Source organism: Micromonospora palythoicola (assembly GCF_036689795.1).
GTDB classification, from domain to species: domain Bacteria; phylum Actinomycetota; class Actinomycetes; order Mycobacteriales; family Micromonosporaceae; genus Micromonospora; species Micromonospora palythoicola.
Window position 1 is genome coordinate 176,201 of sequence record NZ_JBAGKI010000002.1, and the last position, 23,697, is coordinate 199,897.

At 73.2% G+C, this 23,697-nt stretch carries 24 protein-coding genes and 1 riboswitch; of the genes, 14 read left to right on the forward strand and 10 right to left on the reverse strand.

Annotated features, from left to right (window positions below; genetic code table 11):
- Positions 1–96: 96 nt before the first annotated feature.
- Positions 97–1,668, forward strand: coding sequence for a hypothetical protein (locus V5O40_RS01875; RefSeq protein ID WP_332903792.1), 1,572 nt, complete (start codon positions 97–99; stop codon positions 1,666–1,668).
- Between the two features lie 78 nt (positions 1,669–1,746).
- On the opposite strand, the gene V5O40_RS01880 is transcribed toward V5O40_RS01875, so the two are convergent.
- The 6 genes from V5O40_RS01880 to V5O40_RS01905 all read right to left on the reverse strand — a co-directional run bounded on the left by V5O40_RS01880 (position 1,747) and on the right by V5O40_RS01905 (position 7,113).
- Complete coding sequence (locus tag V5O40_RS01880) at positions 1,747–1,953, reverse strand: hypothetical protein (RefSeq protein ID WP_164450165.1); 207 nt, start codon at positions 1,951–1,953, stop codon at positions 1,747–1,749.
- A gap of 85 nt (positions 1,954–2,038) precedes the next feature.
- On the reverse strand, positions 2,039–3,244 hold the full coding sequence (locus V5O40_RS01885; protein ID WP_332903793.1) for a low temperature requirement protein A: 1,206 nt from the start codon (positions 3,242–3,244) through the stop codon (positions 2,039–2,041).
- A 177-nt stretch (positions 3,245–3,421) separates the two neighbouring features.
- A complete protein-coding gene (locus V5O40_RS01890; RefSeq protein WP_332903794.1) occupies positions 3,422–4,249 on the reverse strand; it encodes a helix-hairpin-helix domain-containing protein in 828 nt (275 codons plus the stop codon).
- A gap of 219 nt (positions 4,250–4,468) precedes the next feature.
- Positions 4,469–5,818 (reverse strand): FAD-dependent oxidoreductase, encoded by a 1,350-nt coding sequence (locus tag V5O40_RS01895; RefSeq protein ID WP_332903795.1) that lies wholly within the window; start codon positions 5,816–5,818, stop codon positions 4,469–4,471.
- Between the two features lie 14 nt (positions 5,819–5,832).
- Positions 5,833–6,180: a TcmI family type II polyketide cyclase gene (locus tag V5O40_RS01900; RefSeq protein WP_210825448.1), complete on the reverse strand. Its 348-nt coding sequence runs from the start codon at positions 6,178–6,180 to the stop codon at positions 5,833–5,835.
- Positions 6,181–6,270: 90 nt separating this feature from the next.
- Positions 6,271–7,113 (reverse strand): AfsR/SARP family transcriptional regulator, encoded by an 843-nt coding sequence (locus V5O40_RS01905; protein ID WP_332903796.1) that lies wholly within the window; start codon positions 7,111–7,113, stop codon positions 6,271–6,273.
- A 399-nt stretch (positions 7,114–7,512) separates the two neighbouring features.
- Here V5O40_RS01905 and V5O40_RS01910 point away from each other — a divergent pair, with 399 nt between their 5' ends.
- From V5O40_RS01910 to V5O40_RS01950, 9 genes are read left to right on the forward strand one after another with little or no spacing between them, the layout of a single operon-like run.
- Positions 7,513–7,839 (forward strand): TcmI family type II polyketide cyclase, encoded by a 327-nt coding sequence (locus V5O40_RS01910; protein WP_269741039.1) that lies wholly within the window; start codon positions 7,513–7,515, stop codon positions 7,837–7,839.
- The gene (locus V5O40_RS01915) at positions 7,836–9,536 is read left to right on the forward strand and encodes an acetyl-CoA carboxylase carboxyltransferase subunit alpha (RefSeq protein ID WP_332903797.1); all 1,701 of its coding nucleotides are present in this window, start codon (positions 7,836–7,838) and stop codon (positions 9,534–9,536) included. Before V5O40_RS01910 ends, V5O40_RS01915 begins: the two co-directional genes overlap by 4 nt.
- Positions 9,533–10,120, forward strand: a complete 588-nt coding sequence (gene accB, locus V5O40_RS01920) for an acetyl-CoA carboxylase biotin carboxyl carrier protein (RefSeq protein WP_332903798.1) — start codon at positions 9,533–9,535, stop codon at positions 10,118–10,120. Before V5O40_RS01915 ends, accB begins: the two co-directional genes overlap by 4 nt.
- A 12-nt stretch (positions 10,121–10,132) precedes the next feature.
- Complete coding sequence (locus tag V5O40_RS01925) at positions 10,133–11,512, forward strand: acetyl-CoA carboxylase biotin carboxylase subunit (protein ID WP_332903799.1); 1,380 nt, start codon at positions 10,133–10,135, stop codon at positions 11,510–11,512.
- On the forward strand, positions 11,509–12,285 hold the full coding sequence (locus V5O40_RS01930; RefSeq protein WP_332903800.1) for an SRPBCC family protein: 777 nt from the start codon (positions 11,509–11,511) through the stop codon (positions 12,283–12,285). Before V5O40_RS01925 ends, V5O40_RS01930 begins: the two co-directional genes overlap by 4 nt.
- A complete protein-coding gene (locus V5O40_RS01935) occupies positions 12,278–12,676 on the forward strand; it encodes a cupin domain-containing protein (protein ID WP_164450155.1) in 399 nt (132 codons plus the stop codon). The genes V5O40_RS01930 and V5O40_RS01935 overlap by 8 nt, the downstream gene beginning before the upstream one ends.
- Positions 12,673–13,947: a beta-ketoacyl-[acyl-carrier-protein] synthase family protein gene (locus V5O40_RS01940; protein ID WP_332903801.1), complete on the forward strand. Its 1,275-nt coding sequence runs from the start codon at positions 12,673–12,675 to the stop codon at positions 13,945–13,947. Before V5O40_RS01935 ends, V5O40_RS01940 begins: the two co-directional genes overlap by 4 nt.
- A gap of 38 nt (positions 13,948–13,985) precedes the next feature.
- Positions 13,986–15,233, forward strand: coding sequence for a beta-ketoacyl synthase N-terminal-like domain-containing protein (locus tag V5O40_RS01945; RefSeq protein WP_332903823.1), 1,248 nt, complete (start codon positions 13,986–13,988; stop codon positions 15,231–15,233).
- Entirely contained in the window at positions 15,233–15,589 is a 357-nt protein-coding gene (locus V5O40_RS01950) for an antibiotic biosynthesis monooxygenase family protein (protein WP_332903802.1), read from the forward strand. Before V5O40_RS01945 ends, V5O40_RS01950 begins: the two co-directional genes overlap by 1 nt.
- A 360-nt stretch (positions 15,590–15,949) precedes the next feature.
- On the opposite strand, the gene V5O40_RS01955 is transcribed toward V5O40_RS01950, so the two are convergent.
- Entirely contained in the window at positions 15,950–16,879 is a 930-nt protein-coding gene (locus V5O40_RS01955; protein WP_332903803.1) for an exo-alpha-sialidase, read from the reverse strand.
- A gap of 100 nt (positions 16,880–16,979) precedes the next feature.
- A complete protein-coding gene (locus tag V5O40_RS01960; protein ID WP_332903804.1) occupies positions 16,980–17,600 on the reverse strand; it encodes a CGNR zinc finger domain-containing protein in 621 nt (206 codons plus the stop codon).
- An 88-nt stretch (positions 17,601–17,688) separates the two neighbouring features.
- Between V5O40_RS01960 and V5O40_RS01965 the strand changes: the two genes are divergently transcribed.
- Complete coding sequence (locus V5O40_RS01965; protein WP_332903805.1) at positions 17,689–18,912, forward strand: MFS transporter; 1,224 nt, start codon at positions 17,689–17,691, stop codon at positions 18,910–18,912.
- A gap of 146 nt (positions 18,913–19,058) precedes the next feature.
- Here the strand turns inward: V5O40_RS01965 and V5O40_RS01970 are convergent, their stop codons facing one another.
- Complete coding sequence (locus V5O40_RS01970; protein WP_332903806.1) at positions 19,059–19,508, reverse strand: MmcQ/YjbR family DNA-binding protein; 450 nt, start codon at positions 19,506–19,508, stop codon at positions 19,059–19,061.
- Between the two features lie 65 nt (positions 19,509–19,573).
- Here V5O40_RS01970 and V5O40_RS01975 point away from each other — a divergent pair, with 65 nt between their 5' ends.
- Both V5O40_RS01975 and V5O40_RS01980 read left to right on the forward strand, forming a co-directional pair.
- Entirely contained in the window at positions 19,574–20,665 is a 1,092-nt protein-coding gene (locus V5O40_RS01975; RefSeq protein ID WP_332903807.1) for an alpha-hydroxy acid oxidase, read from the forward strand.
- An 85-nt stretch (positions 20,666–20,750) separates the two neighbouring features.
- Positions 20,751–21,011 (forward strand): hypothetical protein, encoded by a 261-nt coding sequence (locus V5O40_RS01980; RefSeq protein WP_164450148.1) that lies wholly within the window; start codon positions 20,751–20,753, stop codon positions 21,009–21,011.
- Between the two features lie 108 nt (positions 21,012–21,119).
- Here the strand turns inward: V5O40_RS01980 and V5O40_RS01985 are convergent, their stop codons facing one another.
- Positions 21,120–22,556 (reverse strand): glycine hydroxymethyltransferase, encoded by a 1,437-nt coding sequence (locus tag V5O40_RS01985; RefSeq protein ID WP_332903808.1) that lies wholly within the window; start codon positions 22,554–22,556, stop codon positions 21,120–21,122.
- A gap of 18 nt (positions 22,557–22,574) precedes the next feature.
- A riboswitch (ZMP/ZTP riboswitch) is annotated at positions 22,575–22,665 on the reverse strand.
- Between the two features lie 131 nt (positions 22,666–22,796).
- On the opposite strand from V5O40_RS01985, the gene V5O40_RS01990 reads away from it, so the two are divergent.
- The coding region (locus V5O40_RS01990; protein ID WP_332903809.1) for a metallophosphoesterase family protein at positions 22,797–23,697 on the forward strand (901 nt) is incomplete at its 3' end.

The window sequence follows — 23,697 nt, forward strand, 5'->3', positions numbered from 1 at the left end:
GTACGGTGGCCTCTGGTGGGCTGAGGCGATGTCAGCCACCCCGCGCCCGATTCGGCGCGGCCGTGTTCTTCGCATGCACGAGAGGCAGGAGCGCTGATGTCCACGTACCAAGGGAGCCGTGGGTCCACCCGACCCGGTCGGCGGTCCCGGTGGTTGCTGGCCGGTGGCCTGGTGGCGGGCAGCCTGGTGGCCGGGGCGGCGGGCCTGACCGCCGTCACCGCCTCGGCCGCCGACCGTGACCCGGCGGCACCGGACCCGGGCCGACCCGCGGCGATGTACCAGGATGACGTACCCGGAGTCGACGAGACACCGCAACGCGGGGGGCCGGACCGGCAGCGACCCGAGTGGCGACACGATGCCGGCGCGACGCCGGACAGGTCGTCAGGTGCGACCGGCCGGTCCACCGGTCACCACGGGCGCGGACCGGACGGCACGGCGGTGCCGGTGCCCTGCGACTCGGCCCGGCTCGTCGCGGCGCTGGTGCGGGCGAACGCCGAGGGCGGCGCCACCCTGCGACTGGCGGAGAAGTGCACGTACACGTTGACCCACGCGTTCCAGCAGCCCGACGAGTACGACGGCGGCATCCGCGACGCGCGGGAAGCCGCCGACACCGCCGAGAACCCGGGTGACGCCGAGGCTCCGCCGCGCAATCCCGCCGACGACAAGGCGGGACTGCCCGTGATCTACCACGGGATCACCATCGAGGGCTCCGGCGCGACCGTCGTCCGGGGCGTGCACGCGCCCGACTTCCGCTTCTTCACCGTCCGGGACGGCGGCGAACTGACTCTGCGGGACGTCACCCTGCGCAACGGCCGCTCGGCGGCGGAGGGCGGCAGCATCCACATCGTGCACGGCGCCACGGCGGTCGTCGAACGGGTGACCGTCGTCGGCAGCACCTCGCTGTCCGCGGAGGGCGGTGGCGGTGCCATCTTCAACGACGGCAACCTCCAGATCAGCGACAGCAAGCTGATCGGCAACCGGGCCGCCGGTACCCAGGGCAAGGGCGGGGGCCTGCTCAACGGCGGCGTCATGACCATGCACCGGACCGAGTTCCGGCACAACAGCGCGGTCAGCTACGGCGGTGGCCTGGCCAACTTCCGGGCCGCCGGCGACGTCTACGCCTCCACCTTCGTGCAGAACAACGCCGGTCAGGGCGGTGGAATGGCCAGCTTCTCCGCGCGTACCAAGGTCTTCGACACCCTGGTGGCGCAGAACAGCGCCGAGACCGGCGGCGGGCTGGCCAACTCCGACGCCGTGCTGGTGCTGCGGCAGCTGACCGTCCGCGACAACATCGCCACCGGCAAGGGCGGCGGCATCTCCACCTTCCAGGGCCTGCTGCCGCTGGACGACAGCGTGGTCAGCGGCAACACCACGCGCGGGAACGGCGGCGGCATCCACGCCGAGAAGTCGAACCTGCTCGTGCGGGGCAGCGACGTCAAGGGCAACGCCGCCGTGGGCAAGCGGTCGCAGGGTGCGGGGCTGTTCGTGACGGCGGGCTCGACCTCGCTCTACCGCAGCCACGTGCTCGGCAACCAGTCCACGGTCAAGGCCGGTGGGATCCAGGCCGAGCGGGCCCAGGTCAAGATCGATGACGACAGCGTCGTGGTCGAGAACTCCCCGACCAACTGCCTGGGCAGCAAGGTGCCGGTGGCGCACTGCTTCCGTTGAGCCGGACGTCCGGCTCCGCGCCGACGACCAGGGCCCGTGTCCGCAGCCGGCACGGGCCCTGGTCGTACGTCACCGGGCTCACTGAGAGGGCTGGGGCAGCTCGCAGTCGACCTCCGGGTTGGCGCCGACGTAGTTCAGCGGCCCGGCGGCGATGGTCACCAGGATCGTGCCGACCTCGGCGCAGTTGGTCTCCTCGTCGCTGTAGTAGCCGCGCTGGCCGGCGGCGATGGCGCCGATGACGAGCCAGATCACCACGAGGACTCCGAATATCGACGTGCCGCGCATGGCTTCCTCCACGAATCGGGGGTTCGGATTGCAAGGTGCGGACCTTGTACCCAGCCGCGCCGAGCGGCTAACGAGACCGGCGGCCCTACGGCGGCATGGGCGCCTCGGGCGGACGATTGCGGCTGCGACGAAGGTCGTCCAGCGCCACCGCGGCGAGCACCAGCAGCGCGGCCAGCGAAGCGCTGAGTGCCGGCAGGACCAGCACCGCGGGTGCCACGGCCAGCAGCGCCACCACCCCGCCGGGACGGGACCACGACATCCGGTTGAAGACCTCGCGTTCGAACAGGGCCCGGCCGACCAGGAACAGCGCCGGGCCGCCGAGCATGATCGCCGCCCAGGTGGGCGGGGTACGCGCGGGCAGGGTGTCGGTGTGCAGCACCAGCTCGAAGCCGGCCGCCGTGGCGACCACCCCGGCGACCATCACCAGGTGGGTGTAGGGGGAGGTGTTGAGGAAGCGGATCGGCACCCTCGTGATCTTGATGGCCATGGGCAGCAGCTCTCCGGCCTTGTGCACGTAGATCCGCCAGAGCAGCAGGGTGGTGGCGAAGGCCAGCAGCAGCGCCACGGCGTCCTCGAACTCCGAGTGGTGCGTGGTGTACGCCATGCCGATGACGAGGATCGCGTCGCCCAGGGCGATGGTGTAGAACTGCTGATACCGCTCGGCCAGGTGCTCGGCGGTCAACCTGAACAGGGCGGCGGGGACGCGGCCCAGCCCGGGCACCGGGTAGGACAGCCGCAGCCCGAGGTAGTCGAGGCCGAGGGCGAGCAGCCACAGCGCCATCCGGAGGTCCTCCGAGACGAAGGCGCCGCCCAGCCACGGCACCGCCGACAGCGCGAACCAGCAGAAGACCCGGGCCGCCCGGCGCTGGATCTCCGGGTCGTCGCGTACCGCCGGGATGATGAACAGGCCGCGCCCGAGGTGGATGGCGACGTACGCACCGGCGAAGGTGAGCCCCCGATCGCCGAACGCCTTGGGGATCGCGCTGGCCATCAGCAGCACCCCGAACATCACCGCGAGGACCAGGGCCTTGATCTCGGTGCGCTCCGGGTCGTACAGGTCGGTGATCAGGGCGGTGATCGCCCAGGTCCACCACACCGCGGCCAGCAGGATCAGCGCCTGGCCGGCCTGGTACCAGCTGATCTCCTCGGCCAGCCCGCGCGAGATCAGCGCCAACGCGACGACGTAGACCAGGTCGAAGAAGAGTTCCAGGAGGGGAACCCGGCGGGTCGTGGACGCGCTGCGGGTGAGCGGTCGCCGTGGGTTGTCGGGCTGTAGGTGGGCGAACGGCACGGATGGCTCCCGGCAGCCGGCGACAGTGCGGCGTGCCGGCGTGGCCGGCGTATCGACCGTAACGGCGGTTCCGGCCGGAGCGCGTCGGGGTCGGGGCCGGTCACCGGAATGGCGTACAGCGCAGCCGCCGGCGCGGGGCCCGCGAGGGGCGTTCCCGCGACCGGCGGCCCGGGATCGTCAGGACCCGCTGTCGGCCTGGGTGGCCAGCACCTTCGCCTGCTGAGGCCAGGTGGCCAGGCTGGCGGTGGCGCGCAGGCCGGCGCTCCGGACGGTCTCCCGCAGCGCGGCCTCGTCCATGTCGGCCAGCTGCCGGTAGGTCCGGATGCCCGCTCCGTGCAGCGCCGCCGCCATCTTCGGCCCGACGCCCTGGATGCGCCGGAAGTCGTCGGCCTCGACGGTGACCGGCTCCGTCGCCACCGGCTCGGCGGCGTCCACCGGCTCGGCGGCGGCGACCGGCTCGGCCGCGGCGACCGGGTCCGCCGCCGTGACGGGCGCGCTGGTGGCCGCGGTGGACGCCGCGGCGGATTCGGTGCTGGCCGGCGGCCGGACCGGTGGGGTGGCCACCGCCGGTCGCGGTTCCGCGGTCGCGTCCACCGTCGGTCCGTCCTGGACGGCGGTCGTGGTGACGTCGGCGAGCGGTTCGGCGGCCCCCGGCGCCCCGGTGGGCTCCGCACCGGTCACCGACGTCTCGCGGGTGTCGTCGGTCGGCTCGGTGGCGGTCGGGGTCGCGTCGCCTCCGGTGGGCTCGGCCGCCGTGGCGGTGGTTTCGTTGCCCGCCGGTGGGGCGGGATCGGGCTCGGTCGTTGGTTCGGTCACGGCGGTCGACTGCGCGGTCCCGGTGGCGACCGGGGCGGAATCGTTCGCCTCGCTGGTCGCGTCGCCCGCCGTACCGCCGGTCGGCTCGGTCGGTTCCGCCCGCCGGCCGCGCAGCAACAGCCAGCCCACGGCCAGCCCCGCCACCAGCACCACGAGCAGTATCAGCCAGTTCCCGAAGGACTCGCCCACGGTAACCCTCCCTGAGGTTCACGTCCGGATCGTCGCGAGAAAAACTCGCCGCAGCTTCGCACACGCGCGCCCGGGACGACAGGCAGGCCAGGTAACAGTCCGTACCGGACGCGCGGAGGCTACGGCAGGTGTCCGGTACGGGACGGACGGTGCGCTCACCGTGCGGCTGGACACGACGCGACCCCGGCACCGGGTCGGGTGCCGGGGTCGCGACGAGGATCAGTCCTGCTCGCCCCGGTAGGTGTAGAAGTCGTCGACGAACTTGCGCCGCAACCGGGGAACCCGGCTGGTGACCCGGAAGTATCCCCGGGCGCCGAGCAACGCGAGTCGTCCGAACACCGGCTGGTACATGCGGTCGTCACCGTTGGTGCCGCTGCGCCCCAACGAGTCGGCGACCCGGGCGAAGCCGTACGGCACCATCGCCGCCTCGTAGTCGGCGACCGCCTGCACCAGGGTCTTCTCCCCGGCGGCGGCGAGGATCAGCTGTCGTCGCAGCAGGTTCGCGTCGCGCAGCGCGGTGTTGGCGCCCACGCCCCGACCCGGCGTCATGGTGTGGATCGCGTCACCGAGCAGGGTGACCGTGCTGCTTCGCCAGGGCGGCACCGGCTCCGAGGTGGACACCCGGATCGGCAGGACACTGTCCGGGTCCGCCAGGCTGAGCAGTTCCCGCAGGTGCGGGTGCCAGTTGGCGGTCAGCTCCAGCGCCACCTGGATCAGCTCCGTGCCCCGGCGTCGCATCACGTCCGGTGGGAACCGGCGGGCGGTGCTCCACACCACCAGGTTGATGTTGTCGCGGGTGGGGTCGTGCCGCAGCCCCGGCCAGTCGCTGAGCAGCTTCGCGTCCGCCGAACTGGTCTCCGGTTTGAGACGACCGTCGCGGTCCCACTTGAACTCCATCACGTGCAGTACGCCCATCACCCCGCCGGTACCGAAGATGAGCGAGATGCCCCGTTGCACGCTCTCCGGCAGCAGGGACCGGGTGTGTGCGGTCAGCGGCACCCGGGTGGCGATGTTGACCGTGCCGGCGTCCCGGATGACGGCGTGCGGCAGGTACTGACGACGGACCGCCGAGTGCGTACCGTCCGCCGCCACTAGCAGGTCACCGGTCGCGGTGCCGCCGTCGGCGAAGTGGGCGGTGACCGTGCCGTCGTCGTGCTGCTCGTACCGGGTGAAGGTGCGGTCGAAGTGCACCACGTCCTCGAGGCCGGTCAGCAGCACCTGGCGCAGCGTCATCCGGGCCACGGAGCGTTCCGTGTCGACCGGGTGGGTGTCCGGCCGCAGCGGGAAGGACGCGGTGTGCCGCATCTTCTCGCTGAGCACGTTGAAGTAGCGCGGCGAGCGGGCACAGGTGGCCAGGTAGATCTCGAACAGCTCCGGCGGCAGGCAGTCACGCAGGGCCCGACTGCCGGTGGGGCCGATGCCCACCCGGTAGCCGAGCAGCCCTTCGCCCCTGGCCCGGTGTCGCTCGTAGACCTCGACGTCGATCCCGGCGCGGCGCAGCCCGTGCGCCAGGCAGAGGCCGCCGGTGCCGGCACCGATGACCAGGACGTGCGGTGCTCGGGTCGTCATGCCTCGCTGCCCGGTCAGCCGGCCACGCGCGGTGCCGGGACCTCCGCGCTGTCCCAACGGTAGAAGCAGTTGGCGATCGCGTCGCGCGGCGAGCGCCAGGTGGGCAGGTACGGCGAGGTGTGTGCGGACAGTCGCTCGTTGACCTGCTGGAACAGCGGATGGTTGCGGGCCGCCGCGAGGGCGTCCGCGCCGACGTCGTCGGTCTCCATCAGGTGTACGCACAGGTCATGCAGGCAGTACAGGGACCGGTGGCGTACCCCGGTCAGGCTCGGCAGTTCGGTCTCGTCGGACTCGGCGAAGATCTGTGCCACGCGACCTTCCGCGCCCGGGATGATTCTGCTGACGATCACTAGACGGCTCATCGGATTCCTCTCACCGGTGGGTCGGCCCGGCCGGACACCGGTACGGGCCGCTGTGGGCCCAACCCTGTCGCCCGCGCAGTCACCTACCCGTCAACGTCCGGGATCGGTGCGGTGACGCATCGCCGTCGGGCTCGGCGCGGCGGCGCGGGTGACCACGTGCCGGCGGGGTCCGCCGGCCGGCCGGCTGGCCTGGCGAATGGGGTCGAGGGTCTCCGCGAGCAGCGCGCTCATCGCCGGCGACGGCTCCAGCCGCAGCTCCCGCAGCAGCAGGTCCCGGTAGACGTAGTAGGCGTGTACCGCCTCGAAGGCGTTGCCCTCGGCGAGATGGATGCGCACCACCAGCCGGTGCGGCGTCTCGCGCAGCGGCTCGGCGGCCATCGCCTCCAGCGCCGCCTCCAACGCCTCACCGTGCCGGCCGGCGGCCAGGTGCTGGCCGGAAACCTGTTCCAACATGTGCAGTCGGAGCTGGCGCAGCCGTTCCCGGTCGGCCAGCACCCAGTCGTCGTACCAGCCGGGCAGCAGGTCGTGCCGGCCGGCGGTGAGGGCCTCCCCGGCGTCGCCCGGGGCGTGGCCGTCGCGAACCCGGCCGGCCGTGTCGATGAGCAGGTCTACATCGACCCGGACCAGCGGGTCGAGGCGGACGGTGTCGGCGGCGGTGGTCAGTGGACAGTAGGGATCCTGACGCAGTCGCCACAGTGCGGTCCGCAGTGAGGACAGTGCCCGCTCCTCGGTGGCCTCCGGCCAGAGCAGGCCGGCGAGGTGGGTACGGGTGGCACCGGGACGCAACCCGATCAGCGCGATGATCCGTTGCAGGCCGCGCGGCACCACCACGGGAGTGTCCCCGTGGGTCAGGCGGAAGCCACCGAGCAGGTGCAGCCGGATCTCGGCGTCGTGGGGCTGGCCGGTGGTGGGCGTGGGCGGAACGGCGGCCACGGCGGCACCCCCTGCGGAACGCGTCGGTTGCGGGTCTCGGCCAGATCCCGGCGTGGCCGCCGGGCCGCCACTGTCGACTCGTCGGGCCGTCGCACGCGGGGTGCGGTGCCGGGTCCGACCGCCGCGAAGATTATCAATCATAGTTACTCTGGGTCAACGATGTTGTCGGTAATGCAACTCGACAGTCTTCTGTGAAACCGCCTCTGAACTGGTCAATCTTGCCGATCATGGCGCTCGCGGCCGCTCAGCTGAATCACAGCTTGCGTCAACTGAGCGTCACCGTTCTGCGGTGTTTCCCGGGGGCTCGGTGACGCCCGGGTGACGCGGTGCTCCGCATCGTGGCGGCAGCCGTCCGGGCCCACCCGATGGCGTCCGACCGGCCCCTGGGGGAGGACCAGCATGGACCGAACGCTCATCGTCGCGAAGGTGGTCCCGACCGCCGAGGCGGCGGTCGCCGAGATCTTCGCCGAGTCCGACACGACCGAGCTGCCGCGCCTGGTGGGGGTCCGGCACCGCTCGCTGTACCGCCTGCACGACCTGTACGTGCACCTCATCGAGACCGAGTCGGCCGGTGACGGCGCCGTGGAGGCGGTCCGGGAGCATCCCGAGTTCGTCCGGGTCAGCAGCCGGCTGAGTTCGTACATCTCGCCGTACCGGCCGGACTGGCGGTCGCCCCGGGACGCGATGGCGCGCTGCTTCTACCGCTTCGACGGAGGCCGGCCATGACCGCCACCGCGCCCTCGGGCGAGACCCTGTGGTCCCGGTGCGGCGGCTGCGCCGCCCTGCTCTACCGCAAGCGGCTGCGCCGCAACCTCGACGTCTGCCCGGAGTGCGGCCTGCACGCCCGACTCGCCGCACCCGAGCGGATCGACCAGCTGGTCGATCCCGGATCGTTCCGGACCCTGCCGGAGCGCGCGGTCGCGGTGGATCCGATCGGTTTCGTCGACGTGCTGCCGTACCCGCACCGGCTCGCCGCCGCCCGCGCCGACACCGGCCTGCCGGAGGCGGTGCTCTGCGGCACCGCCGCGATCGGCGGGTCGCGTTGTGCGCTCGCCGTGATGGACTTCCGGTTCCTCGGCGGCAGCCTGGGCAGCGCCGTCGGCGAGCTGATCACCCGTACCGCCGAGCAGGCGTTGGCGGCGGGCGTCCCGCTGGTCCTGGTCACCGCCTCCGGCGGTGCCCGGATGCAGGAGGGGGCGCTGTCGCTGATGCAGATGGCCACGGTCAGCCAGGCGATGGCCGAGCTGCGCGAGGTCGGACTGCTCACCGTCAGCGTGCTGACCGACCCCACCTACGGCGGGGTGGCCGCCTCCTTCGCCACCAGCGCCGACCTGGTACTCGCCGAGAGCGGCGCCCGGATGGGCTTCGCCGGCCCTCGGGTGATCCGGCAGGTCACCGGACGTGACCTGCCGGAGGGGTTCCAGACCGCCGAGTTCCTGCTGCGGCACGGCCAGGTCGACATGGTGGTGCCCCGGCACGCCCTGCGTGCCCGACTGGCGACGCTGCTCGCCGCGACGGGCACCGGCCGCCCGGCCACGAAGCGGTCCGGCGTGGACGCCCCGCCGCCCGAGACGGCCCGCCCGGTCGGGTTGCCCCGGACACCGGTGCGCGACGCCTGGGAGACCGTGCGTCTGGCCCGGCACCCCCGCCGGCCCACCACTCTGGACTATCTGGAGACCACCTTCGACGGCTTCACCGAACTGCACGGCGACCGGCTCGGCGGCGACTGCCCGGCGGTGGTCGGGGGGTTGGCGCGGCTCGACGGCCGGCACCTGATGGTGGTCGGCCACCAGAAGGGACACAGCACCGCCGAGCTGGCCGCCCGCAACTTCGGCATGGCCACCCCGGCGGGCCACCGCAAGGCGTTGCGGCTGATGCGACTCGCGGCCCGACTCGGGCTGCCCGTGGTGACGCTTGTCGACACCCCGGGGGCCGATCCGGGGGTCGAGGCGGAGGAGCACGGACAGGCGGCGGCGATCGCGGAGAACATCCTGGTCATGAGCGTGCTGCCCACCCCGGTGGTGACCGTGGTGACCGGGGAGGGCGGCAGCGGCGGTGCCCTGGCCCTGGCGGTGGCCGACCGGGTGCTGATGCTCCAGCACGCGGTCTACTCGGTGATCAGTCCCGAGGGCTGCGCCGCGATCCTCTGGCCCGGTCGCACCGCCGCCCCGCAGGCCGCCCGGGCCCTGCGACTGACCGCACCGGATCTGTGCCGGCTCGGGGTGGTCGACGAGGTCGTACCCGAGCCGGACGGCTCGGCCGCCGACGACCCCGAGGCGACCGCGCGGGCCGTCCGTCAGGCGCTGCTGGCGAACCTGCTGCCGCTGCTGGAGGTGCCCACGGTGACCCTCGTTCAACGACGGCGACGACGCTTCCGCCGCTTCGGTGCCGCACGCGCCAGTGCCCGAGCGGGCACCCGGTGAGCGCCGCGCCCACGGTCCCCGGTGCGGCGACGACGCCGAACGGCGACACGACCGGGCAGCGGGCCGACGGCGTCGCCGGTCCGGAACCCGACCGGCGTCCGGCGGCCGACGCCGCCCTGGCCGACCTGCGCCGGCACGCCCAGCAGCTCATCGCCGAACTGGCCGATCCGGTGCGCCGGCTGCGACTGCGCCTCGGTGAGGCCGAGCTGGAGGTGGAATGGGCTCGGCCGGTCGGGCCGCAACCGGGTCCGCCGTCCGGTTCCACGGGTTCCGGTGTCGCCGCTCCCGCACCCCGGCCGCCCGTCGAACCGTCCCCGGCCCCACCGGCGGCCGGCCCCGCGGCCCGCGCCAGCGTCCGGTCGCCGATGGTCGGCACCTTCTACCGGTCGCCGCAGCCGGGTGCGGCACCCTTCGTGGCCGTCGGCGACCTGGTCCGGCCCGGACAGGTGGTCGGGATCGTCGAGGCGATGAAACTGATGAACGAGATCGCCGCGGATCGACCCGGCCGGGTCGTCGAGATCCTGGTCGCCGACGGACAGCCGGTGGAGTACGACCAGCCACTGGTCGCCCTGGATCCGGCCTGAGGATGGTGCGCGATGTTCTCCAAGGTGCTGATCGCCAACCGGGGCGAGATCGCGCTGCGCATCCTGCGCGCGTGCCGGGAACTGGGCATCCGTACCGCCGTGGTCTACTCCACCGCGGACGCCGACTCGGTGGCGGTGCGGCTGGCCGACGAGGCCGTCCGGATCGGCCCCTCGGCCAGCCGGCGCAGTTACCTCAACGCCGCCGCCGTGGTGGAGGCGGCCCGTAAGGTCGGCGCCCAGGCGGTGCACCCGGGCTACGGGTTCCTCTCCGAGGACGCCGACTTCGCGGAGATCTGCGCGGACAACGGGTTGACCTTCGTCGGCCCACCGCCACACGTGATGTCCGTGCTCGCCGACAAGTCCTCCGCCCGGGCGTTGATGAGCCGGGCCGGGCTGCCGCTGGCGCCGGGCGCGGTACAGCCGGTACCGACGGCCGCCGAGGCCGCCGCCGTCGCCGCCGAGGTGGGCTACCCGGTCATCATCAAGGCCGCGGCCGGGGGCGGGGGCCGGGGGATGACGGTGGTCCGGGCCCCGGCGGACCTGCCCCGGGCGTACGCGCGTACCCGGGCCGCCGCCCAGGCCGCCTTCGGCGACGACCGGGTGTACGTCGAGCGCTACCTGGTCGACGCCCGGCACGTCGAGGTCCAACTGCTCTGCGACTCGCACGGCAACGGCGTGCACCTGGGCACCCGGGACTGCTCGGTGCAGCGCCGCCACCAGAAGCTCGTCGAGGAGGCGCCCGCCCCGGCGCTGTCCCAAGCGACGTTGGACGCCATCGCCGGCACCGCCCTGCGTGGCGCACTCGACGTCGGGTTCACCGGTGCCGGGACGGTGGAGTTCCTGGTCGACGCCGAGGAGAGGTTCCACTTCCTGGAGATCAACTGTCGCATCCAGGTGGAACACCCGGTCACCGAGATGATCACCGGCATCGACCTGGTGCACGAGCAGTTCCACGTCGCGGCGGGCACCCCGCTGCGCTGGCGTCAGGAGGACGTCCGGTTCACCGGGGTGGGCATCGAGTGCCGGGTCAACGTGGAGGATCCGGACCGGAACTTCGCGCCCACCCCCGGCCGGCTGGACCGGTTCGTGCCGCCCGGCGGCCCGTTCACCCGGGTCGACACCCACGGGCATCCCGGTTACCTGGTGGGGCCGCACTACGACTCGCTGCTGGCGAAGGTGGCCGTCTGGGCCCCGGACCGTGACCTGGCGTTGAGCCGGCTGGACCGGGCGCTCGGCGAGTTCGAGATCTCCGGACCGGGGATGCGCACCACCATCCCGTTCGTCCGGCGGGTGCTCGACGACGCCGAGTTCCGCAAGGGGCGGCACTCCACCGGGCTGGTGGACCGCCTGATCGCCGCACCGAAACCCACACACCCGAGGAGGAAACGATGACCGTCACCGATGACGACTCGCTGACCGCGGAGATAACCGACATCCTGGTCACCAACTGCGGACTCGATCCGGAGGCCGCCGCCCGCGCGCCGGCCGCCTCCCTGGAGGAGCTGGGCATGGACTCGCTCGCCCTGCTCGAACTGTCGGCGGTGGTCGCCGACCGCTGGCAGGTCAGCATCCCGGAGCAGGCCGCACAGTTGAGCATCCCGGGCGTGGCCGACCTGGTCGCCCGGCGGGCCGACCCGCCCGGGCACACCGAGAACAGCATCGTCATCGCCGCTCCGCTGGAACTGGTCTGGTCGGTGACGAACGACGTGGCGGGCTGGCCGGACCTGTTCACCGAGTACGCCCGGGCCGAGATCCTCGACCGGGACGGCGACACGGTCCGGTTCCGACTCACCATGCATCCCGACGAGAACGGCGTCGCCTGGAGCTGGGTCAGCGAACGCACCGCGGATCCGGCCACCCGACAGGTGCGCGCCCACCGGGTGGAGACCGGGCCGTTCGAGTACATGCGGATCCGCTGGACCTACACCGAGGAACCCGACGGCGTCCGGATGACCTGGGTGCAGGACTTCGCCATGAAGCCGACCGCACCGGTGGACAACGCCGGGATGACCGAACGGATCAACACCAACAGCGCCGTGCAACTGGCCGTCATCAAGGAACGCGTCGAGCGGCTCGCCCGGGACCGGACGACCCCGCCGTCGACGAGCGTCACCCCGACAGCCGTCCCGGCCGGTGCGAGCGCGACAGGAGCCGACGATGAGTGACCTCGCCCTGGTGGCCGCCCGGGACGTGCCCGCCGACCGTCGGCGCGGCGGCGAGCTGCGGGTCCTGCTCGGTCCGCGTACCGTCGGCAGTACCTCGGGTTTCATGGGCGTGGCCACCATGGCACCGGGCGAGCGGATCGCCGAGCACTACCACCCGTACAGCGAGGAGTTCCTTTACGTCGCCCGGGGCGCCATCACCGTCGATTTGGACGACGAACCGGTGCCACTGGCGGCCGGCGAGGCGCTGTTCGTGGCCCGCAACGTCCGGCACCGGCTGCGCAACACCGGGCACGTGCCCGCCGAGGTCGTCTTCCACCTCGGGCCACTGGCGCCGCGCCCGGAACTCGGCCACGTCGACACCGAGCTCGTCGAACAGCGGGACCGGTCGTGACCACCCGACGCACCGTGGTCACCGGCGTCGGGGTGGTGGCCCCCGGCGGGGTGACCCGGGACCGGTTCTGGAAGAGCATCACCGAGGGGCGCACGGCCACCCGGCGGATCACCTTCTTCGACCCGTCGCCGTTCCGGTCGCAGATCGCCGCCGAGTGCGACTTCGACCCGGACGCCGCCGGGCTGACCCCCGCCCAGCGGCAGCGCGCCGACCGCTACGTGCAGTTCGCGCTGGCCTGCGCCGCCGAGGCGGTCGCCGACAGCGGGCTGGAGCTCACCGACGCCGAACGCGACCGCACCGGCGTGGTGCTGGGCACCGCCGTCGGCGGCACCATGGCGCTGGAGCAGGAGTACGTGACGGTGAGCGACAGCGGCCGGCGCTGGCTGGTCGACGCGGCACTCGGTGGCCCGTACCTCTACCCGGCGCTGATGCCCAGCAGCCTGGCCGCCGACGTGGCCTGCCGCCACGGACTGCACGGGCCGGCCCAGGTCATCTCCACCGGCTGCACCTCCGGCATCGACGCCATCGGCTACGCCCATCAGTTGGTCGTCGACGGCGAGGCCGACATCGTGCTCGCCGGTGCCGCCGACTCGCCGATCTCACCGGTCACCGTCGCCTCGTTCGACGCCATCAAGGCCACCAGCCCGGACAACGACGACCCGGCGCACGCCTCCCGCCCCTTCGACGCCGACCGGCACGGCTTCGTGCTGGCCGAGGGGGCGGCGGTGCTGGTGCTGGAGGAGGCCGGACACGCCGCGCGGCGGGGCGCGCACGTCTACTGCGAGGTGGCCGGCTACGCCAGCCGCAGCAACGGGTACCACATGACCGGGCTGCGCCCCGACGGCCTGGAGATGGGGCTGGCCATCACCGACGCACTGCGGCAGGCCCGACTGGCACCCGGGGACGTCTCCTACATCAGCGCGCACGGCTCCGGCACCCGGCAGAACGACCGGCACGAGACGGCCGCCTTCAAACGGTCGCTCGGTCCGGCGGCCCACCGGGTGCCGATCAGCTCGATCAAGTCGATGGTCGGGCACTCGCTGGGAGCCATCGGCGCCATCGAGATGGCCGCGTGTGCCCTGGCCATCGAGTTCGGCGTGGTGCCGCCGACCGCCAACTGGGCCACCCGGGACCCGGAGTGCGACCTGGACTACGTGCCCAACGAGGCCCGGGAGGTGCCGGTGGACGTGGCGCTCTCGGTGGGCAGCGGCTTCGGCGGGTTCCAGTCGGCCATGCTGTTCCGCAGGTCGGCCCGGGTGGTGACGCGGTGAGCGCGAGTCGGGTCCGGACGGCCCCCGCCGGTGACGGCGTGACCGGCGGGCGGGCCGTGGTCACCGGCGTCGGGGTGGTGGCACCCAGCGGCGTCGGCGCGGACGCGCACTGGCGTACGGTCCTGTCCGGCCGCCGCCGGACCGGACCGATCACCCTGTTCGACGCCGCCGGCTACCCGACCCGCCTCGGCGGCGAGGTCGCGGACTTCGACCCGGGCCGGTACGCCGACAACCGTGCCCTGGTGCAGACCGACCGGTGGACGCACCTCGGCTTCGCCGCCACCGCGCTGGCGCTGGCCGACGCCGGCCTGCCGGAGCGGGCCACCGACCCGTACGGCTGGGCGGTGACCCTGGCCAGTGCCTCCGGCGGCAACCTGTTCGGCCAGCGGGAGCTGCAACGCCTCTGGTCGTCACCGTCGCGCACGGTCGGCGCGTACCAGTCGATCGCCTGGTTCTACGCGGCCAGCGTCGGACAGCTCTCCATCCGGCACCAGGCGAAGGGGCCGTGCGGGGTGCTGGTGGCGGAGTCGGCGGGTGGCCTGGACAGCCTGGCGCACGCGGCGCGGACCGTACGGCGCGGCGCCTCGGTGGTGCTCGCCGGGGCGACCGAGTGTCCGCTGAGCCCGTACGCGCTGGCCTGTCAGCTGCGCTCCGGCCTGCTCAGCGAGGTGGCCGATCCGGAGCGCGCCTACCGGCCGTTCGACGCCGCCGCCAGCGGCTACCTTCCCGCCGAGGGTGGCGCGGTGTTCGTGGTGGAGGAGCTGGAGCACGCCCGGGCCCGGGGTGCGCGCAGCTACGGCGAGGTGACCGGCTGGGGCGCCACCCACGACGCGACGCACACCACCGCGGACAGTGCCGGCGATCCGCACCAGTACGCCCGCGCCATGCGGCTGGCCCTGGGCCGGGCCGGTGTCGAGCCGGACGAGGTGGACGTGGTCGTTCCCGACGCGCTCGGCGTGCCGCGCTACGACCGGGCCGAGGCCAGCGCCCTGCGGGCCGTCTTCGGCGCCCGGATGCCGCCGGTCACCACCCACAAGGAGTTGACCGGGCGGGCGCATCAGGGTGGCTCGGCACTTGACGTGGCCACCGCCCTGCTCGCCTTCGCGCACGACACGCTGCCCGCCTCGGCCGGGCCGCAGGTCGTGGCGGACGGGTGCGAACTGGATTTCCTGCGGGTCGCCCGCCGCCCGCGTACCCGGGTGGCGTTGATCTGCGCCCGGGGCTTCGACGGGTTCAACAGTGCGCTGGTGGTGCGCGGTGCGCCGCCGGCCGGAGAGGAGCGGTGATGGACGCACGGGAGGGCGGGGAGCGGGTCGGCGGGCACCGCGCGCGGGTGGTGTTTCTGGTCCGGGTGCCCGACGAGCGCACTGCGGACTTCCTCCGGGCCTACGAGGCGGTCCGGCACCTGGTCGCCGACGGGGTGCCGGGCCACCTGGTCGACCAGGTCTGCCGTTCGTCGACCGACCCGGAGCAGTGGCTCATCACCAGCGAGTGGAGCAGCCTGGCCGACTTCGAGGCGTGGGAGCGCAGCCCGGAACACCGCGACCTGGTCCGGCCGATGCGGGAGTGCTTCACCGACGCCCGGTCCCTGCGCTTCCACATCCACGCGCAGACGCCCGTACCGGCCGGGACACCCCGGTGAGAAGATGAACGCATGGTGGTGATCCACTCACTCAAGGTTGACACACGGACTCGATCATCCTCGCCGGTCGGTCCGACGGCAATCCGGTCAGTCGCCCTTCTCGGACATCCATTTGCATGACGCAATGTCCATCGTGGCTGCCGTAGGGTTCGGGAAACGCTCCGAGCAGGTGACCTGCGTCTGGCGCGTGCCGCGGCGACGCCGATGGTGGAGGTGGGGAGTCATGACCGGACCGCTGTGCTCGCCGAGCGAGACCGATCGGCGGCCCCGCGCCGCCCCGCCGACCTCCGCCGACCGGCAGCCCTCGGGTGACCGGCCGCCCGGGGCCCCGCGCCGGTCACCGACGCTGCCGGTGGGCCCTCAACGCGACCCGAGGTCGACCTCGGCCAGGTAGACGCAACTGTGTCCCTCGTGCGAGGAGTAGTAGCTGACGTGCAGTCGCTCGTCGTGCCAGACCAGGCCGGGATAGCTGGAGTCGCCGCCGGAGGGTAGCGTGACCAGCTCCCGCAGCCGGCCCCGTGCCACGTCGACGGCGCAGATCGCGGTCCGCACCGACCCGTCGTGCAGCCGTACGCCGGCCACCAGGGTGCCGTCGGGCAGCCGGCACAGCGCCGGCCCGCCCACCCGTACCCCGAGGTCCGTCCAGGTCCACTCCCGGTAGGGCGGGCGGGCCCGGCCGAGCTGCGCGGTGGCCGTACCACCGTCGCGCCGCAGCAGGCAGGTGGCGGTGCCGTCGGAGTCGAAGACCAGCCCGGACTCGTTCGGATACCCGCCGGAGAACAGGGTGCGGACCACCGGTCGCAGGTCGAATCCGTCGTCGCTGCGGTAGAGCCGGGCGAACCGTGGCTCCCGGGTGGCGTAGCCGACGCCGTACATCGCGTCGTCGCGCCAGGCCGCCCGCCAGATCCAGACGTCCGGTTCGCCGATCGGCCGGGGTTCGTCCCACCGGTGGCCGTCGTCGCTGAGCGCGGTGACCGTCCGGAACCGCTTCGGAGTGCCCGTCGCGGCGGCGGCGAGCAACTGCAACCGTCCGTCGGGGCGCGGCACGAAGCGTGGGTCGCGCAGGTCGACACCGGCCTGGGCGAGGACGGCCGCGGTCTGCCAGGAGCGAGCGTCCGATGAGGTCAACACCCGCAGGACGCCGTCGTCGGACAGGTGCGACCGGCCCTGCCGGAACGCGCAGAACCACTGTCCCGCGTGCCGGACCAGGTCGGTGAAGGCGTTGTGCGGGGCGGTGTCACCGATACGGCGTAACGCGCGCACCTCGGTGGTCGCCGGACGGATGATCACGTGCGCCGACGGTACGCGGAGCGGGCGACGCGGGTGTGGCGGCGGGGCGAACAGCGGGCGAACGCGGCGATCGGCCGGTGCCGCCGGCCGGGTCGGATGCTCACCGGGTCGCCCGGGTACGGCGCGCGGCGACGTAACGCCGCGCCTTCTCGGCGGTTCCGCAGTCGTCCATGCTGCACCAGCGGCGACTGCGGTTCTTGCTCTCGTCGAGGAAGACGAAGCGGCAGCCGCCGCATCCCTTGATCCGGTCGAGCGGACCGGTGGTGAGCAACTGGACCGCCGCGTGCACCACCGGCCGTAGCGGCCGGGCGGCGGTGTGGTCGTCCCGCCAGGACCAGACGAAGGTGCCGGCCTTGTCGAGCCGCGCGTGAGCGAGCGCGTCGGCTTCGTCGTCGCGCAGCCGGGCCAGGGTGGACCCGCTCGGGCTCCGGCCGGACGCCACGGCCCGGAACACCTCGTCGAGGCGGTCGCGGATGTCCAGGGACCGCAGGAAGGCGGCCTGCGTGTCGTCCGGGTCGTCGGGCCGGCGGCGGTGTGACCCGGTCACCTCCGCGTCGGTGAGCACGCCCGCGTAGCCGGCCCAGGCGAGCAGCTCGGGGTAGCCGGTGAGCACGTCGTCGTCGGGCGGCCCGACGGGTGGACCGGTGCGGGTGTTGACGAAGTCCAAGGCGAGGTTGCCGCCCACCAGGCGCAGCCTCCGGACACCCTCGACTGTTTCCATCAAACGCGACTTTACCAGTTGACGGGCGGTAGGGGCGCTCCCTAGTGTTACCTCCATAACATCGATAGCCGGTAACACGGGAGGACGGATGGGACGCGGGCGGGCGACAACGGTCCTGATCGGACTGTCGGGCGGGACCTTCCTCTACACCACCGCCGAGGCGCTGCCCATCGGGCTGCTGCTGCCGATGGCGGCGGATCTGGCCGTCCCACCCGCGGACGTGGGCATGCTGGTCACCGCGTACGGCGCCGTGGTGATGGTCGCCTCGGTGCCGTTGACCGCGCTGGTCCGCCGCGTCCCTCGGCGGCGACTGCTGTCGGCGCTGCTGGCCGGCTTCGTGGTCAGCAACGCGGTCACGGTGTTCGCGAGCGGCTTCGCGGTGCTGCTGGCGGCCCGGATGGCGACGGCCGCGACGCACGCGCTGTTCTGGGCGGTGGTGGTGCCGGCCGCCGCGGAACTGTTCCGGCCGGGACTGCGGGGCCGGGTGGTCGCGGTCGTGTTCGCCGGTGGCAACGTCGCCCTGGCCCTGGGCGTGCCCGCGGGCATCTGGCTGGGCGAGCGGGCCGGCTGGCGGGCCTCGTTCCTGGCGGTGTCCGGGCTCGGCGCGATCGTGTTCGTTGTGGTCGCCGCGCTGCTGCCCTCGACGCGCCCCGGCGAGGGGCACGCCACCCGAGGTGCGACGCCCGACGCCCGACGCTTCTGGCTGCTGGCCGCGGTGGCCGTCCTGGCGACCGCCGGAGCGATCGTCGCCTACACCTACGTCGCCCTCTTCGTCACCGAGCACAGCGCGATGCCCGCCACCTCGGTCGGCGCCATTCTGCTCGCTCGCGGGATCGCCAGCGTGCTCGGCATCCTCGCCGTCGGCGTGCTGGTGGACCGCAACCCCTGGCTCGCCCTGACCGCGACCGTCGCGCTACAGTCGCTGGCCCTGCTCGGGCTGTACGCGCTGGGCCACCGACCCGCCGCGGCCGTCGTCCTGATCGCGCTGGCCGGCCTGGCCTTCGCCGCGTTCACCGCGACCCTCGGCGGCCTCGTCCTGCAGGTGGCGCCGGGACGCTCGGACCTCGCCGCCGCTACCGTGTCCGCCGCCGTCAACGTCGGCATCACCGCTGGTGCCTTCATCGGAGGGCTCGCGCTGCCGAGCCACGGCGTGCACCGCACGGTGCTGATCGGTGCCCTGCTCAGCGTCGTGGCCGTGCTGCTGGCGCTCGGCGAGCGGCGTCTCGCCCACCCCGCCCCTACCGAGGACGCGCCCGCCACCGCCACGCCGGCACCTGTTGCCCCGCGCTGCGCTGGCCCGCAACTTCGCTGATACTGCTGCCTCGACGACGCCGGATGCGGCAGCATCCCTGAAATTGCTGGGGAGTCCGGGCGGGGTGGTGGTCGGGCAAGCGAGGCGGTGAGGCGCTTCCAGCCGGCGCGTGACGGAGTGAGTCTTGGCTACGGGTATCCGGGTGTCTACCGTGACCCGCCCGCTTCGGGCGGTGCCGTCTGCGCCTGGTGCGCGGCGGCCAGCCGTCTCGGGGCGCGGGCGTACCAGGCTTCCACGATCAGTTCGGTCAGCTCGGTGACGCCGATCCGGTCCAGCCGGACCAGCACCGACGGATAGCCGTCGAAGTGTGGCGTGGTGAAGAAGAGGCCGGGGTCGTCGGCGAGCAACGCCTCCTTGACGCCGAGATCCGCCACCCGGACCCCGAGGATGGGACCGTCCGGTGCGGACGGACCGAGGTCGTGGAGTTCCTTACCGCGCAGCGGCCGTTCCCAGACGAACGGCTTGTCCTTCACCCGCCAGGCGGCCACCCCGTCGTAGGAGGGCCGCTCGCTGGTCTCCGGCAGACCCAGCGCGATCCGGCGTACGTCGTCCCAACTGGCCACCTCCTGACGGTACGCCAGGTTGGTGTCCGCCATGGGTCCCGCCCGCACGGTCGGGGTGGCCTGGCGTGGCGGCGGCCGGGTCGGCGATGGTGAACCGCATGGAGATCACGCCCGAACCGGTCTGCCTGGCCGACTTCGCCGCCCTGGCCCGGACCGTACTGCCGCCCCGCGTTTGGGACTACCTGGACGGTGGCAGCGGTGCCGAGGTGACCCTCGGCGGAAACCGCCGTGCGCTGGACCGGGTCGGCGTGGTGCCGAGGGTGCTGACCGGGGTGCGCACCCCGAGACTGCGGACCCGGTTGCTCGGCCGGGAGTACGCGATGCCGGTGGCGGTGGCGCCGTTGGCGTACCAACGGCTGGTGCACCCCGACGGCGAACCGGCACTGGCCGCCGCGGCTTGCGCCGCCGACGTGCCGTACCTGGCCAGCATCCTCGGCAGCACGCCGATCGAGCAGGTCACCGCCACCGGCGCCGACGTCTGGTTCCAGCTGTACTGGCTGCGCGAGCGGTCCCTGGTCGCCGACCTGCTGGCGCGGGTCCGCGCCGCCGGCTGCCGGGCGCTCGTGGTCACCGTGGACGTGCCGGTGCTCGGCCGACGCCTGCGGGACCTGCGCAACTCCTTCCGGCTGCCGCCGGGGCTGGTCCCGGCCAACCTGCCGGGCGGTCGCGACGACCTGGCCCACGGCGGTACGCCCGGGGTGACCCCGGTGTCCGCGCACCGTGACGCGGCGTTCGCTCCGGCGCTGACCTGGTCGGACCTGCGGTGGCTGGGGGAGCGGTCCGACCTGCCACTGGTCGTCAAGGGCATCCTCGACCCGGCCGACGCGGTCCGTGCCGTCGACGCGGGAGCACGGGCGATCGTGGTGTCCAACCACGGCGGCCGGCAGCTCGACGGAGCCCCGGCCAGCGTCACCATGCTGCCCGAGGTGGTGGCGGCCGTCGGTGACCGCTGCGAGGTGTTGCTGGACAGTGGCATCCGCAGCGGTGTCGACGTGCTGCGCGCCCTGGCGCTGGGTGCCGCCGGTGTGCTGGTCGGGCGGCCGATGCTCTGGGCCCTGGCGGTCGGTGGGCAACCGGCGGCCCGCTCCGCGCTGGCCCTGCTCGCCGACGAGGTGCGCGACGCCCTGGCCCTGGCCGGCTGCGCCGACCCGGCGAGCGCCCGGCGGCTGCGCACGGTGCCGGTGAGCTGACCGGAACCGGTGCGGCGACTCATCGCGTTCACCGGTTCGCAACCTGTGACGGCTGCCCTGCCGCCGTCCTGACAGGACGGTCATAATGGGCGGCATGGTTGCCTGGGAGTACGCCCTGCTGGTCCGCCGCTACCAGGGGCAGGGCCGCAATTTTCATGTCTCGTTCGTCTGGTACGGCCCCGACGGGTCCCGCAAGGACATCACGGCGTACGGCGACACCGCGATCGCGCATCTCAACCGCGCCGGACGCGACGGTTGGGAACTCGTCTCCGCCGCCGAGGACGTGAACAACGTGCAGGGCAGCACCGAGGTGCACCGCTACCACCTGAAACGTCCACTGGCCTGAGGTACGTACGCGCCGGTCGGCACCCGGTGGTTCCGCTGGACGTTCGACCACTCCTGACGGGTCCGCGACCGCGTCGGGCCGGGCCGTCCCGGCCCGACGCGATCGTCGTCAGCCCAGCTCGACGTCCGGGTAGAGCGGGAAACCGGTGAGCAGCTCGCTGGCCTGGCGACTGATCTTGTCGGCGAGGGCCGGGTCGAGCACGTACTTCGCCTTGGAGGCGGTGCCGTCCGGGCCGACCCCGGCGCTGGTCTGGCTGAGCACGGCGTGGATCAGCTCGGCGGTGGTGTCCATCTCCGCCGTGCCGAGCCCCCGGGTGGTCAGCGCGGGGGTGCCGATCCGGATGCCGGAGGTGTACCAGGCGCCGTTGGGGTCCTGCGGCACCGCGTTGCGGTTGGTGACGATGCCGGAGTCCAGCAGCGCCTGTTCGGCCTGCCGGCCGGTCAGCCCGTAGCCGGTCACGTCGATCAGCACCAGGTGGTTGTCGGTGCCGCCGGTGACCAGTTTGGCTCCGCGTCGCAGCAGACCCTCGGCCAGCGCCCGGGCGTTGTCGACGATCTGCCGGGCGTAGTCGGCGAAGTCGGGCCGGCGGGCCTCGGCCAGCGCCACCGCCTTGGCCGCCATCACGTGCGGCAGCGGGCCGCCGAGCACCATCGGGCAGCCCCGGTCCACCTGGTCGGCAAGCTCCGGGCCGCACAGCACCAGGCCGCCGCGCGGACCGCGCAACGACTTGTGGGTGGTGCTGGTGACGATGTGCGCGTGCGGTACCGGGTCGAAGTCACCGGTGAAGACCTTGCCGGCGACCAGGCCCGCGAAGTGCGCCATGTCCACCATGAACGTGGCGCCGACCGAGTCGGCGATCTCCCGCATGATCCGGAAATTGATCTTACGTGGGTACGCCGAGTAGCCGGCGACCAGCACCAGCGGCCGGAACTCGCGAGCCGCCTCGGCGACCCGGTCGTAGTCGACCAGACCGGTGTCCGGGTCGGTGCCGTAGCTGCGCTGGTCGAACATCTTGCCGGAGATGTTCGGCCGGAAACCGTGGGTCAGGTGCCCGCCGGCGTCCAGGGACATGCCGAGCATCCGCTGGTCGCCCAGCTCGCGCCGCAGCGCGAACCAGTCCGCCTCGGTGAGGTCGTTGACGTGGCGGGCCTGCGCCTTCTTCAGCGCCGGTGACTCGACGCGGTCGGCCAGGATCGCCCAGAACGCCACCAGGTTGGCGTCGATGCCCGAGTGCGGCTGCACGTACGCGTGCGCCGCGCCGAACAACTCCCGGGCGTGCTCGGCGGCGAGCGCCTCGACGGTGTCCACGTTCTGGCAGCCGGCGTAGAACCGGCGACCGACGGTGCCCTCGGCGTACTTGTCGCTGAACCAGTTGCCCATGGCCAGCAACGTCGCCGGGGAGGCGTAGTTCTCGCTGGCGATCAGCTTGAGCGACTCGCGCTGGTCGGCCAGTTCCGCCCCGATCGCGTCGGCGACCCGCGGCTCGACACCACGGATCACCTCGAGAGCGCTGCGGAAGGCGGTGGATTCGGCGTTGCGCGGCATGCGACCTCCAGGTGACGTGCGGAAGGCCCAGGCGCTCGGCATGCGTCCTCATGACGGGGCCGCTCCCCGATGGTTCTCCATCTCCAATGCGCCAGTCACGGCCCGAGGGGATCCTACCGGGTACGCCGGCAGGACGGGCCGCGGCGGGCGACCGTGCGGCGGGTGGCGGACCCGCGACCGGGCGGCGGGACCGCAGCCCGCGGCCGGCCGGGGGCCGGGCGGGCGCACTAGGATCGCCGCATGGTGGCAACGGGCGACGGTGGCAGTCTCCTGGCCATCAGCGACCTGCACGTGGGCCATCCGGAGAACCGGACGATCGTCGAGGGGTTGCGTCCCCGGACGCCGCGGGACTGGCTGCTGGTCGCCGGTGACGTGGGCGACACCGTCGCCGACGTGGCCTGGGCACTGCGGCTGCTGGCCGACCGGTTCGCCCGGGTGGTCTGGTCGCCGGGCAACCACGAGCTGTGGACGCCGCCCGCCGACCCGGTCACGTTGCGGGGTGCGGCGCGCTACGCCCACCTGGTCGAGCTGTGTCGTGGACTCGGCGTGGTCACCCCCGAGGACCCGTACCCGGTGTGGGCGGGGCCCGGCGGCCCGGTGACGGTGGCGCCGCTGCTGCTGCTGTACGACCACAGCTGGCGGCCGGACGGCTTCGACACGCCCGAGGCGGCGCTGGCCGAGGCGTACCGGACCGGGATCGTCTGCACCGACGAGGTGCTGCTGCACCCCGACCCTTACGAGAGCCGGTCGGCATGGTGCGCCGCCCGGGTGGCCGAGACCGCCCGCCGGCTCGCCGGGCGCGACCCGGCGCTGCCGACCGTGCTGATGAACCACTGGCCGCTGGTCCGGGAGGTGACCCGGGTGCTGCGGTATCCGATCTTCGCCCAGTGGTGCGGCACCGAGGCCACCGCCGACTGGCACGTACGCTTCGACGCCGCCGCGGTCGTCTACGGCCATCTGCACATTCCCCGGACCAGTTGGCACGACGGCGTGCGGTTCGAGGAGGTGTCGGTGGGTTACCCGCGGGAGTGGCGGTCCCGTGGCGTACCCCCGGGCCGGGGGGGGGGGGGGGGAGCGCCCCACCGGGGGGGGGGCGCCCCCCCCGGGGGGGGCGGGGGGGGGGGCCCCCCCCCCCCCCCGC

Coding starts and splice junctions, on each gene's coding strand:
- V5O40_RS01970 (WP_332903806.1), bottom strand. CDS start 19,508: ATGGCGGACACCAACCTGGCGTACCGTCAGGAGGTGGCCAGTTGGGAC.
- V5O40_RS01910 (WP_269741039.1), top strand. CDS start 7,513: ATGGACCGAACGCTCATCGTCGCGAAGGTGGTCCCGACCGCCGAGGCG.
- V5O40_RS01925 (WP_332903799.1), top strand. CDS start 10,133: ATGTTCTCCAAGGTGCTGATCGCCAACCGGGGCGAGATCGCGCTGCGC.
- V5O40_RS01875 (WP_332903792.1), top strand. CDS start 97: ATGTCCACGTACCAAGGGAGCCGTGGGTCCACCCGACCCGGTCGGCGG.
- V5O40_RS01985 (WP_332903808.1), bottom strand. CDS start 22,556: ATGCCGCGCAACGCCGAATCCACCGCCTTCCGCAGCGCTCTCGAGGTG.
- V5O40_RS01950 (WP_332903802.1), top strand. CDS start 15,233: ATGGACGCACGGGAGGGCGGGGAGCGGGTCGGCGGGCACCGCGCGCGG.
- V5O40_RS01900 (WP_210825448.1), bottom strand. CDS start 6,180: ATGAGCCGTCTAGTGATCGTCAGCAGAATCATCCCGGGCGCGGAAGGT.
- V5O40_RS01915 (WP_332903797.1), top strand. CDS start 7,836: ATGACCGCCACCGCGCCCTCGGGCGAGACCCTGTGGTCCCGGTGCGGC.
- V5O40_RS01880 (WP_164450165.1), bottom strand. CDS start 1,953: ATGCGCGGCACGTCGATATTCGGAGTCCTCGTGGTGATCTGGCTCGTC.
- V5O40_RS01895 (WP_332903795.1), bottom strand. CDS start 5,818: ATGACGACCCGAGCACCGCACGTCCTGGTCATCGGTGCCGGCACCGGC.
- V5O40_RS01965 (WP_332903805.1), top strand. CDS start 17,689: ATGGGACGCGGGCGGGCGACAACGGTCCTGATCGGACTGTCGGGCGGG.
- V5O40_RS01930 (WP_332903800.1), top strand. CDS start 11,509: ATGACCGTCACCGATGACGACTCGCTGACCGCGGAGATAACCGACATC.
- V5O40_RS01960 (WP_332903804.1), bottom strand. CDS start 17,600: ATGGAAACAGTCGAGGGTGTCCGGAGGCTGCGCCTGGTGGGCGGCAAC.
- V5O40_RS01980 (WP_164450148.1), top strand. CDS start 20,751: ATGGGCGGCATGGTTGCCTGGGAGTACGCCCTGCTGGTCCGCCGCTAC.
- V5O40_RS01935 (WP_164450155.1), top strand. CDS start 12,278: ATGAGTGACCTCGCCCTGGTGGCCGCCCGGGACGTGCCCGCCGACCGT.
- V5O40_RS01975 (WP_332903807.1), top strand. CDS start 19,574: ATGGAGATCACGCCCGAACCGGTCTGCCTGGCCGACTTCGCCGCCCTG.